Below are 12,685 nucleotides of genomic sequence, written 5' to 3'. Positions count from 1 at the left end.
GCCTAATGCAAAACCATATAAATCATTGGCAATAAACACCTTGTCCTCTTTTTTAAATAATGAATTTATAAATCCATAATCTATTTTTATTGCAATTTTGAAAAATATCCCGTTATTTGCCCGTGAATTTTAAATGCAATTAATAATGAAAAAAACAATCAAACAAGAAAAAAAATTATCGTTGAAAAAATTACAAATAATGAAGATTAACAACATGAAAACAATCAATGGTGGGAGTAATCAATTAATGAATATCAATGGCGGTGATGAACCACCAACATTTGTGCCTCAAGGAGGAGGAGGAGCAGTGTCTAGTAGATGTTAAGATGAGAAAGTCAATATTTATCATTATTTGTGTTTTTTATACATTCTTTACAAGTGCTCAAAAAAGCAATCCTGCTCCATCTGTTCCCGTAACAGATGAATATTTTGGGACTAAAATTGTAGATGGATATAGAAACTTAGAAAATTTAGAAAGTCCTTCAACAAAGAAATGGATGGAGACTCAAACAAATTATGCTAATTCGATTCTTAATCAAATTCCCAAAAGAAAATTTTATTTAGAAAAAAGAATGGAGTTTGACAAAAGGCTGGGGTATTCTGTATCAAATTTAAGTATAACAAATAATGATAAATATTTTTATTTAAAGAAAATCGGTAATGAAAAAGCTGCAAAGCTTTATTATCGGGAAGGATTTTTAGGAAAAGAGGAATTACTTTATGATCCGGCTAATTATAAAAGCAATGAACAGAATCATGAGTTTATAATTAATTACATCAGCCCTGATTCAGTTGGGGATAAAGTAGCTATTGCGATTGCTGAAAAGGGAAAGGAGCTTACAGAGGTTATTATCATGGATGTGAAAAACAAATATATCCATCCTAAAACCATTACAAATACAACACCTGCTAATATCGGAGGAATAAAATGGCTGGATGATAACTCCGGATTTTTCTACACGTATTTTCCTATCAATGATCCTAAGTCTCAGGAGTTTTATAAAAACACACAAGCTATTTTATACAAAATAGGAACAAATCCAAAAGAATTGACAGATATTTTTTCTGCTAAAAACAATCCTGAATTAAAGATAGATGAGAAAAAATCCCCTATTATCCTAGATTCTAATGATAAATATTACGTAGGAATGTTGCTTGATAATAACTACTATAGGCAAACATTTATTATTCCTAAACAAGATTTATTAGAAGGTAAAAGAACATGGAAAACTCTTTACACGAAAGAAGATAAAGTAAGGTCTTTACAACTTGTAGATAATGATCTGTATTTTTTATCTCAATATAATACTCAAAACTATACACTTTGCAAAACCAGTATAATAGCTCCAGATTTTAAAAAACCTGAAATTATTATCCCGGAAAGAAGTGATGAGGTTATCGGACAATATAGAATCACTAAAGATGGTATTTATTATACAACTACAAAAAACGGAGTAGAAGCAAAATTATACTTATCTAAAGAAGGAAAAGATATTCCTATTAAGCTTCCTTTTCCATCAGGTAATATAAATTTACAAGCAAAAGGGGAAGACTTTTCAGACATTTGGATAAGCTGTGCCGGATGGGTTAATGAAGAACAGCGTTTTAGATATGATCTTAAAACAAATTCATTTCTTCCCGAAAACATAACTCCAATTACAGAATATCCTGAGTTTAAAGACATAATAGCGGAAGAAATAATTGTAAAAGCTAGAGACGGAGAAGAAATACCATTATCTCTCATATACAACAAAAATATAAAAAGAAATGGAAATAATCCGATTCTAATTGATTCCTATGGTTCTTACGGGTCTTCTCAAAGCCCATTCTTCTCTAGAATTTATTTATTATGGGTAAATCAGGGAGGAATAATGGCTGTTGCCCATGTACGAGGAGGAGGAGAAAAAGGAGAAAAATGGCGTTTGGGAGGGTATAAAGAAACAAAACCTAATACTTGGAAAGACTTAATAGACTGTACAGAATACTTAATTAATGAAAAGTTCACCTCAAAAAATAAAGTAGCAATCTGGGGTGCTAGTGCAGGAGGAATCACTGTAGGAAGAGCAATGACAGAAAGACCTGATTTATTTAAAGTAGCAATTTTGGAAGTGCCAACAACCAATACATTAAGAGACGCACTCGCTATTGGTAGTAATGCAGATGAATTTGGGACATTAAAAGATTCTAAAGAGTTTAAGGGTTTGCTAGAAATGGATGCTTATCAACATATCAAAAAAGGAGTGAAATATCCTGCAACATTTATAACTGGAGGAATAAATGATCCAAGAGTTCCGGTTTGGGAACCTGTAAAATTTGCGGCTAAATTAATGTCAGATAATATCTCGAAAAATCCCATATTATTACAAATAGATTATGAAGGAGGTCATGGAAATAATACTACAGCTTTCCACGGACATTCAAACCTTTCGGACATCTTCGCCTTCGCTTTCTGGCAACTAGGCCATCCCGACTATCAGCCAAAAAAGGACAACAATAAATAAGCTTCACAAATAAACTAAGAAACCTACAAGATTTTAGACCTTGTAGGTTTTACATTTTAAATATTCTCACATTTCAAATAAGTTTAAACGGCTTCATTACAAATTCTCATCCTAAATCATTAAATTTGACAAAAATTAATCTAAAAGATTGTTTAAAATTTATACCGTTTGAAAAAACTGACTTTCGAAAATATTCTCAATTTTTTCCTGAAAAATTTCTTTCAGGGGCTGGTTATTATTGGACCTATCGCGCTTACCATTTTCGTGATCTGGTACATTATTTCTTCGATTGATAATATTATTCCGTCTGTTGCCAAAGAAATTCCGGGGCTGGTTTTTATTTCAACGATTTTAATTACTGCACTTTTGGGTTATTTAGGGAATAAATTTGTTGTCGGCCGCTTTTTTTTCGACACCATGGACAGCTTATTGGAAAGAACTCCCGGCGTAAAGCATATTTACACCCCTACAAAAGACGTGATGTCCTCATTTGTTGGAGATAAGAAAAAATTTAATGATCCTGTCTGGGTAAAAACCAATGAAAATCCCGAGATTTGGAGAATCGGATTTTTAACTCAAAAAGAAATGGCTGACGTTGAAAAACACAATTACGTAGCCGTATATCTTCCGCACTCATACGCTATTTCAGGCTGGGTGATTGTTACGGAGGAAAAAAACATCAAACCCGTTGTGGGTATGACGGCTGCTTCTGCAATGAAATTTGCGGTAAGTGGCGGCGTTGCAGGATTCCATTCCGATGACAATATTTTTAAAGCACCAGAGTAGTCTCCTCAATCTACTTTTAAAATACATGATGAGTTTGAATTTTATTTCAAATAAATTTTTCTTTACAACAATCTAAAAATAATTAACTCATGAATTTACCGTACGCGGAACCTTTCCGCATTAAAATGGTTGAAGAAATTCGTCAATCAACAAGAGAAGAGAGAGAGCAGTGGCTTAAGGACGCTAACTATAATTTATTTAATCTAAAATCTTCACAGGTTTTTATTGATCTGCTGACTGATTCAGGAACCGGAGCAATGTCCGACAGACAATGGGGCGCTTTAATGACCGGAGACGAAAGCTATGCCGGCTCTCGTTCGTTTCAGGAATTACACGAAACAGTACAAAATATTACCGGATTCAAATATCTTTTGCCAACTCACCAGGGAAGAGCGGCTGAGAATGTTTTATTTTCAGTTTTAGTTAAAGACGGTGATGTGGTTCCGGGGAATTCACACTTCGATACAACAAAAGGACATATTGAATTCAGAAAAGCTCACGCCATTGATTGTACGATTGATGAAGCTTTTGATATCAATGACTTACATCCGTTCAAAGGTAATATTGATCTTGAAAAGCTGGAAGAAGTTTATAAAAGCCATCCAAGAGAAAAAATACCTTTCTGCTTGATTACAATTACTTGTAATTCTTCAGGAGGGCAGCCTGTTTCTTTAGAAAACATGAAAGCTGTAAGAGAACTTTCTAATAAATATGGAGTTCCTGTTTTCTTTGATTCAGCAAGATTTGCTGAAAACGCTTATTTCATTAAAAAAAGAGAAAAAGGGCAGGAAAACAGAACCATCAAGGAGATTTGCAAAGAAGTTTTCTCTTACGGAGACGGAATGACAATGAGCTCTAAAAAAGACGGTCTTGTTAATATCGGAGGTTTCATTGCTTTGAATAGCGAAGATGTCTTCAGAAAAGCATCAAACTTTACCATTATCTACGAAGGTTTCATTACTTACGGCGGTATGGCGGGAAGAGATATGGCAGCTTTGGCTGTTGGTTTAAATGAGGCCACTGAATTTGCTTATTTAGAAAGCAGAATTTCACAGGTTGAATATCTTGGTCATAAATTAATCGAATACGGAATTCCTGTACAAAAACCAATCGGTGGACACGCTGTTTTCATTGATTCATTAAATTTCTTACCAAACGTTTCGCGTGCAGAATATCCGGCACAGACTTTAGGTCTTGAGATTTATAAAGAAGCAGGAATCAGAACCGTAGAAATCGGAACTTTACTGGCAGATAGAGATCCTGAAACCAGAGAAAACCGTTACCCTAAGTTGGAATTGGTTCGTCTTGCAATTCCTAGAAGAACATACACCAACAACCATATGGATTATATTGCGGCAGCCATCAAGAACGTTTACGAAAGACGTGATGACATTGCAAAAGGCTACAAAATCACATGGGAACCAGATTTGTTGAGACACTTTACAGTTCAGCTGGAAGAAGCATAAAATTAAAACCGAGATAAGTTCTCGGTTTTTTTATTGATTTTATAAGCTTTTTAAGTGTATAAAAATAATGTATAACAAGCAACTATATAAAAATTTACTAATATTCAATAAATTCAATTTAATACATAATACTTTTCAAACAATAGTGAGTTTTCTTGTGGATTTATAGCCAAATTTTAATACATTTGATTTAATTCCAAAATAAAAAAAACTCGATAGATATGAAAATTAAGTATTTAAGTGCCGCTTTTCTTGGTGTAGGCTCCATGTTGTATTCACAGGAAATAAATGATACGATCTCAAAAGAAAAAAAGATCGATGAAGTCACCATCACCGGAAGCCGAAATAAGAAAAGAACCGTCATTGATACTCCCGTGCCTATTGATGTAATTGATATTAAGCAGGTAAGCCAGTCGACCGGACAGGTTGAAGTAAATCAGCTCCTGCAGTTTGCCGCTCCTTCTTTTAATTCTAATAAACAATCAGGTTCTGACGGAGCCGATGCTGTGGATCCTTCGACCTTAAGAGGTTTGGGCCCCGATCAGACTTTGCTTTTATTGAATGGAAAAAGATATCATCAATCTTCTCTTATTAATCTTTTCGGAACAAAAGGAAGAGGAAATACCGGCTCAGATATGAATACAATTCCGATCGGAGCCATTAAAAGAATCGAAGTTCTTCGTGACGGAGCCTCTGCCCAATATGGTTCTGACGCCATTGCAGGAGTTATCAATGTTATTTTAAATGATCGTGATAAAGGTTTTGAAGGCAACACGTTCTATGGAATGAATCTTTTTAAAAGTCCGGGAAATAACGACGTTGTTTCAGACCGGAAAATAGATGGGAACACTTTTGATTTCAGTGGTAATTTCGGAACAAAGATAGGTTCCAAAGGAGGTTTTGGAAATTTCACTGCTGAATTTATCAATAAAGAATATGCGATCAGAAATGCCAATCCTGAAAAATATGAGGCTCCGAGACAGCGATTTGGTGATGCAAAATCACAGAATTTTTACTTTTTCGGAAATATAGAAGTTCCGTTGTCGGATAATCTTAAATTTTATTCAAGACAGGGCTTTTCACAAAGAAAAACAGACGCTTATGCATGGACGAGAAGTGCCGATGCAGACGGAAATATTCCGGAAGTGTATCCAAACGGTTTTAACCCAATTCAGGCTACCAGCATTACGGATTTTACGTTTGATAACGGATTAAAATTTAAAATTGCCGATTGGGATGTTGATTTTTATAATGCTTTCGGAAGCAACAGATTTACTTATCAGATCGATCATACGATTAATGCGACTTTAGGCGTAAATTCACCCACCAGCTTTAATGCGGGAGGGCATTCTTTACTGCAAAATACGACAGGTTTTAATGCTTCAAAACAGTTCAGTGTTCTGGAAGGCCTGAATATCGCTTTCGGATCGGAATTCAGATATGAAAAATTCAATGTAATTAAAGGTGAAGAGGCTTCCTACGCCATGTATGACGTCAACGGAAATATTGTAACCGCAAATACAGATCCGGCTTTATTGGTTACAAATCCTTTAAGCGGAGATATTAGACCAGGCGGATCACAGGGTTTTCCCGGATATTCTCAGGAAGTTGATAAAAGCAGAAATAATTTTGCAGCCTACATTGATACAGAGCTCGATATCACCAAAGACTGGATGATCAGCATTGCCGGAAGATTTGAAAATTACAATGATTTCGGAAATACCATCAACGGAAAATTTGCCACAAGATATAAAATAACACCTCAGTTTGCCTTTCGCGGATCGGCTTCTACAGGCTTTAGAGCGCCTTCATTAGCTCAAAAATACTACAGCTTACAGTTCACTAATTTTCAGGGCGGCGACTTAGTTACGATTCAATTAGCGTCCAATGACAGTGATTTAGCGAAAGCTGTCGGAATTCCTCAATTAAAACAGGAAACATCGGTGAATGGAAGTGCCGGATTTACTTTTAATTCCGGAAAATTTACCGCAACTGTTGACGGATATTATATTAAAGTAAAAGACAGAATTGTTTTAACAGGAAATTTTTCTCAGGATGATGACGCAATCGGACAGATTTTAATTGATAATCACATTGATCAGGCGCAATTTTTCACCAACGCCATTGATACGAGAACAAAAGGTATAGACGTTATTTTAAGCTATAATCAAAACATCGGCAGCGGAAAACTGACCGCAACTTTAGCCGGAAATTACAACGAAATGGAGATTACCAAAGTGAATACTTCCGATAAATTAAAAGGGAAAGAAGAGATTTATCTAAGCCCGAGAGAAAGAGCTTTTATTTTAGCTTCCGCTCCGAAAACGAAGATTAATTTAAATTTAAATTATAAAATCAGCAAGTTCAATGCTAATCTACAGCTCGTAAGATTTGATAAAGTTACTTTAGTTGGCTACAACGGTCCAGATGATTATCAGACCTATAATCCAAAGGTCACAACAGATTTATCTTTCGGGTATGAGTTTTCAAAAAATGTTAATTTAACGATCGGAAGCAAAAATTTATTCAACCGATATCCGACGTTACAAACCACTCACGTTTCGCAAGGAAATACAGAATCAGGCGGTATTTTTGATCCCGTACAAATGGGGTTTGCGGGGAGACAGGTTTTTGCCAGATTTAATTTTAGATTTTAAATACTTTTTAAGGTTTTTGCCGCAAAGATTTGAAAAATAAATTTTTCTGATGAAACGACTGCTTTAAATAGGTAAAAAGCGGTTCGGGCTCAAAACGAAGTTTTGAGCCCGAACCATTAATATAAAAGACTATTTTTTTGATATTTTATACAATTTTCCGCTGTCGGTGATGCCGTAGAGATTTCCATCCGCGCCATTTAATACATCACGGAATCTTTCTTTCTGATCTGCCAAAAGACGTTCTTCACCGACAACTTTATTATCTTTCATCACAATCCTGTTGATATGTTCACCGCTTAAGCAGCCGATGAATAGATTCCCTTTCCATTCGTCGATATTTCCGGTGTAGAAAGTGACTCCGCTTGGCGAAATCACAGGATCCCAATAATAAACAGGCTGCTCAGTTCCTGCTTTTTGGGTTGTTCCGTTATTTATTTTTTCACCAGAATATTCAATTCCATAAGTTACATCTCCCCAACCATAATTTTTTCCGGCCTGAATTAAATTGATTTCATCACCACCTCTCGGCCCCATCTCAACGTCCCAAAGATTTCCGTTGGGGTCAATCGCCAAACCTTGAGGATTTCTGATTCCGTAAGCATAAATTTCAGGTTTAAATCCGGCTTTTCCAATAAAAGGATTTCCGGGAGCAGGTTTTCCGTCTTTGGTAATTTTTAAAATTTTACCTAAATAATTATCTGTTCTTTGAGCATATACTCTCGTCTGTTTATCCGATCTTTCGCCTGTACTTACAAATAAATTACCTTCTTTATCGAATGCTAATCTGCTTCCGTAATGTTTGTCACCATCGTACGTAGGAGTTGCCCGGAAAATCACTTTTACTTCAGAAATATTTTTTAAATCCGGAGAAAGCATTCCTTTTGCAACTGCTGTATGATTTCCTTTTTCATAAGGTTCAGAAAAGCTGAAATAAATTAGATTATTGGTTTTAAAATCGGGATCGAGCGCTATATCAAGCATTCCGCCTTGTCCTTTATCATCAACTTTTGGAAATCCTTCGATCTTTGAAATTTGTTTCCCGTCCGTTGAGACAACATTCATATAGCCTCTTTTGTCTGTAATTAAAAATCTTCCGTCAGGTAAATTAATAATTCCCCAGGGTTTTCCTAAGGCTTTACTTAGAATTTCAACAGTATAAGGAGTTGAGGTTTTTACCGCTTTAATTCTTGTTTGCCCCACAAAGGCAGGTTTATAATCCGAATTGGGTTTTGCGGTTTCCACACTTCCGTCTTTGCCTATTTCCTGAGCTTTAGCATTATTTTTATGGGATGATGATAAAAGCAGTAAAAAGCTTAAAACAGGAATATAAAATGGTCTGATTTTCATAGTATTGTAATTAGTGATTAATTAAAATGAATGGAAAAATAATGCCATAAATTGACCGGTAAAATTTTTAAGGACTCTTTTTTATTCCTAAATTTGATGTATGAATTTCAATCTTCAATCAGAATATAAACCAACCGGCGACCAACCTCAAGCCATTGAAAAACTTACCGAAGGAATAGAAATTGGCGAAAAATACCAGACTTTACTGGGTGTTACGGGTTCCGGGAAAACTTTTACCGTTGCCAACGTTATTCAGAACGTGCAAAGGCCAACGATCGTCATGGCCCATAATAAGACGTTAGCAGCACAGCTTTTTATGGAATTTAAAGAATTTTTTCCTGACAATGCTGTTGAATATTTTGTGAGCTATTACGACTATTATCAACCGGAAGCCTACATTGCCACCACCGGAACTTATATAGAAAAGGACCTGAGCATCAATGAAGAAGTTGAAAAACTACGACTTTCAGCTATTGCGAGCTTGCTTTCCGGAAGGCGTGATGTGTTGATCGTTGCTTCAGTATCCTGTATTTATGGTGTGGGAAATCCTGCAGAATTTCATAAGTCACTGATTTCTGTTGCAATTGGCGAGAAAGTAACGAGAACCGCGCTTCTCCATTCTTTAGTTAACGCCCTATATTCCAGAACATTAAGTGAGTTCCAACGCGGTACGTTCAGGGTAAAAGGAGATGTGATCGATATATTTCCCGCTTATGCAGATAATGCAGTCAGAATTCAGTTTTTTGGGGATGAAATTGAAAAAATTCAGAGTTTTGACCCGGTTTCGGGAAATGTTACGGCAAATTTTGATCAGATTCAGATTTATCCTGCCAATCTTTTTGTGACTTCAAAAGAAACTTTAAACGGAGCTATTAAAAATATTCAGGATGATATGGTAAAACAGGTCGATTTCTTCAGTGAAATAGGAAAACCCTTGGAAGCCAAAAGATTACAGGAAAGAACAGAGCTTGATCTCGAAATGATTAAAGAATTGGGTTATTGTTCGGGCATCGAGAACTATTCGCGATATTTAGACGGGAGGCTTCCGGGTTCCAGGCCTTTCTGCTTATTAGATTATTTTCCTAAAGATTATTTAATGGTCATTGATGAAAGCCACGTTACCGTTCCACAGGTTCATGCAATGTATGGAGGCGACAGAAGCCGAAAAGAAGCTTTGGTTGAATACGGATTCCGACTTCCTGCCGCAATGGATAACAGGCCTTTAAAATTTGAGGAATATGAAGCAATTCAAAATCAGGTAATCTACGTTTCTGCAACACCCGCTGATTATGAGCTGGAAAAATCAGGAGGAACGTATATTGAGCAAATTATTCGTCCGACAGGGCTTTTAGACCCTGTTATTGAAATCAGGCCAAGCCAGAATCAGATCGATGATTTAATGGAAGAAATCCGGAAAAGAGCTGATATTGATGAAAGGGTTTTAGTGACGACTCTGACCAAAAAAATGGCGGAAGAATTAACCAAATATTTCACAAAATTCGGGATCAGAACGAGATATATTCACTCTGATGTAGAAACATTGGAGCGTATTCAGATTATGCATGACCTGCGTGTCGGTCTTTTTGATGTTTTAATTGGAGTCAACTTATTAAGAGAAGGTTTGGATTTACCTGAAGTTTCGTTGGTTGCCATCTTAGATGCCGATAAAGAAGGAATGCTAAGGAGCAGAAGATCAATGATTCAGACGGTCGGTAGAGCCGCAAGAAATATTAACGGTAAAGCTATTTTGTATGCCGATAAGATGACAAAATCAATGCAGGCAACGATTGATGAAACCAACTACCGTCGTGAGAAACAAATACAATATAATAAAGAGAATAACAAGGTCCCAACTGCTTTAAATAAGAAAATATCGGAAAATTTAGTCGGCAGAACCAAGGATTTCCCGGATGAAAAATATACTCAAAAACAGATTCTACAAAAAGTAGCCGAAGTAAAAGCGACATACGCAACGGAAGATGTCGAAAAAATGATCGGCCAAAAGCAAAAAGAAATGGAAGCCGCTGCCAAAAATCTTGATTTTATTAAAGCCGCTAAATTAAGGGATGAAATTGCTGCTTTGAAAGCTTAACTATTGATTATAAATAAATTAAACATAAAACTATAACATAAGAAAATGAAAAAAGTAACAGGAATTGGCGGCATTTTTTTCAAATGCAAAGACCCGCAAAAAATGAAAGAATGGTATAAAACTCATCTTGGCCTGGACACCAACGATTACGGAGCAACTTTTGAATGGAAAGATGTAGCCGGCTCTAATCCAAATGGTTCTTTGTCCTGGAGCCCGTTTGCAGAGACAACAAAGTATTTTGAGCCTTCTGCAAGAGAGTTTATGATCAATTACACCGTTTCTGATTTGGAAGCGTTAGTTGAAGAATTAAAAAAAGAAGGGGTGAAAATTCTTGACGAAATCGCGACTTATGACTACGGAAAATTCGTGCACATTCTTGATATTGAAGATAATAAGATTGAGTTGTGGGAACCGAAATAAGATAAAGCTTTTCGATAAAATAAGTTTCGGCGGCACCTTCGGTGCCGCCGAAACTTTATGCTAAAATTTGTAGGTCTTTGTTTTTGGCTTTTCGTAATTCACAGCTCCTCCACGAATTGGAATCAGTAAATCCATCAGGCCATTTAATTTTATTTCGTAAATCGTAGCTAGCTGCATTCCCAGTTTACCTTTGGGCATTCCCTGCCGGTGAAACCATTCGAGATAGCTTATCGGTAAGTCTGCAATTACAGTTCCTTCATATTTTCCGAAGGGCATTTTTACGACACATATTTCTTGTAATATTTCCGGGTTTATTCCTTCCATCATTATACTATTAAATTAATTTTTTCTTCCAGCTCATCATCTTTATCCGGTAAATGAAGATCGGGAGGAGTGTCTTCATCCGAAAATTCATTTCTATAAACTTGAATCAGGAGAAGAGTAAAAGAGATCAGGATCGGACCAAAAATTAAGCCCATGAATCCGAATAAGCTCATTCCCATGATAATTCCGAAAACGGTATTTAAAGGATGAATATCTTCCAGTTTTTTCAGAAGCGTAAAGCGGAGCAAATTATCTGTTAATCCCACTATAATTAAACAATATGCAGCAAGTCCAAGTCCGTGTCCCGTATCACCTTCCGCGATCATGAAAATACAAACAGGGATATAAACAATCGCCGCTCCGACTACAGGAACCATTGAAGCCGCCGCTGTTAAAGCAAATAACAAAACAGGGCTCGGCGCTCCAAAAATAAAATACCCTATCAAAGCAACAAGCCCCTGCCCCATTGCCACAACAGGAATCCCGATTGCGTTGGCCATGATTAATTTTCTCAGCTTTTCACCGATCAAAGAAACATTTGCTCTTTTAAGAGGTGCAGATGATGAAAGAATTTTCTCAAAAAGCCTCGGTTTTTCCAGCATAAAATAAAGAATAAAATACATGGAAAGCACAACCGTTAAAGTATTAAAAGTTCCGCTTAAAGCTTTGGTTGAGAATTGTCCTACAGAACTTCTCAGCTTGACCATATTTTCTTTACTTAATATATCAAACCCTATTTTTGAATAAATGTAAGAGTGTATTTTTTCAAGAAACACATTAAATTTTGTCATGTAGGCCTGTGCATTTCCCAATTTATCAATCAGAAGATCACCAATAAAATAGATCGGAAGAATAAGAATAATTAAACTTGCAAGCATTAAAACAAGCGATGAAGCCCAGGGCTTCCATTTTTTTTCTTCCTGAAGGTAAAAATTATACTTCCGGCAAACGACATAAATTGTAATCGCCCCCAAAACCGAAGGGATAAAAAGGGCAAGATTAAAACAAATTAAGGCCGTTAACACCAAAATTATTGCAAGCAAAGAGACCTGCTTTATTTTTACACTGCTTATTTGCTGATCTTTATTCATT

Annotated in this window: 10 protein-coding genes; 7 read left to right on the top strand and 3 right to left on the bottom strand. The window is 36.0% G+C overall.

All coding sequences use genetic code 11. The features are described from left to right. Positions 1-145 precede the first annotated feature (145 nt). From BLT04_RS08370 to BLT04_RS08350, 5 genes are all read left to right on the top strand, one after another. A complete protein-coding gene (locus BLT04_RS08370; protein WP_139166225.1) occupies positions 146-325 on the top strand; it encodes a hypothetical protein in 180 nt (59 codons plus the stop codon). Position 326: 1 nt separating this feature from the next. Continuing rightward, positions 327-2,501, top strand: coding sequence for a prolyl oligopeptidase family serine peptidase (locus BLT04_RS08365; RefSeq protein WP_089755326.1), 2,175 nt, complete (start codon positions 327-329; stop codon positions 2,499-2,501). Between the two features lie 168 nt (positions 2,502-2,669). Further along, complete coding sequence (locus BLT04_RS08360; protein WP_089755325.1) at positions 2,670-3,287, top strand: DUF502 domain-containing protein; 618 nt, start codon at positions 2,670-2,672, stop codon at positions 3,285-3,287. An 89-nt stretch (positions 3,288-3,376) separates the two neighbouring features. Beyond that, on the top strand, positions 3,377-4,753 hold the full coding sequence (locus BLT04_RS08355) for a tryptophanase (protein WP_089755324.1): 1,377 nt from the start codon (positions 3,377-3,379) through the stop codon (positions 4,751-4,753). Positions 4,754-4,974: 221 nt separating this feature from the next. Further along, positions 4,975-7,410, top strand: a complete 2,436-nt coding sequence (locus tag BLT04_RS08350; RefSeq protein WP_089755323.1) for a TonB-dependent receptor plug domain-containing protein — start codon at positions 4,975-4,977, stop codon at positions 7,408-7,410. 129 nt (positions 7,411-7,539) lie between these two features. On the opposite strand, the gene BLT04_RS08345 is transcribed toward BLT04_RS08350, so the two are convergent. Beyond that, positions 7,540-8,757, bottom strand: a complete 1,218-nt coding sequence (locus BLT04_RS08345; RefSeq protein ID WP_089755322.1) for a PQQ-dependent sugar dehydrogenase — start codon at positions 8,755-8,757, stop codon at positions 7,540-7,542. A 100-nt stretch (positions 8,758-8,857) separates the two neighbouring features. Here BLT04_RS08345 and uvrB point away from each other — a divergent pair, with 100 nt between their 5' ends. Both uvrB and BLT04_RS08335 read left to right on the top strand, forming a co-directional pair. Continuing rightward, positions 8,858-10,849: an excinuclease ABC subunit UvrB gene (gene uvrB / locus BLT04_RS08340; protein ID WP_089755321.1), complete on the top strand. Its 1,992-nt coding sequence runs from the start codon at positions 8,858-8,860 to the stop codon at positions 10,847-10,849. A gap of 45 nt (positions 10,850-10,894) precedes the next feature. Beyond that, on the top strand, positions 10,895-11,269 hold the full coding sequence (locus tag BLT04_RS08335) for a VOC family protein (protein WP_089755320.1): 375 nt from the start codon (positions 10,895-10,897) through the stop codon (positions 11,267-11,269). Positions 11,270-11,329: 60 nt separating this feature from the next. Here BLT04_RS08335 and BLT04_RS08330 read toward each other — a convergent pair whose 3' ends face one another. Continuing rightward, complete coding sequence (locus tag BLT04_RS08330; protein ID WP_089755562.1) at positions 11,330-11,584, bottom strand: DUF3820 family protein; 255 nt, start codon at positions 11,582-11,584, stop codon at positions 11,330-11,332. An 11-nt stretch (positions 11,585-11,595) separates the two neighbouring features. Then, positions 11,596-12,684 (bottom strand): AI-2E family transporter, encoded by a 1,089-nt coding sequence (locus tag BLT04_RS08325; RefSeq protein WP_089755319.1) that lies wholly within the window; start codon positions 12,682-12,684, stop codon positions 11,596-11,598. Position 12,685 lies beyond the last annotated feature (1 nt).

The sequence above is a fragment of the Chryseobacterium soldanellicola genome (genome assembly GCF_900100115.1).
In the GTDB taxonomy this organism is placed as follows: Bacteria; Bacteroidota; Bacteroidia; order Flavobacteriales; family Weeksellaceae; genus Chryseobacterium; species Chryseobacterium soldanellicola.
Note: the sequence above shows the minus strand (reverse complement) of the source record. Positions and strands in the feature narration are given on the sequence as shown.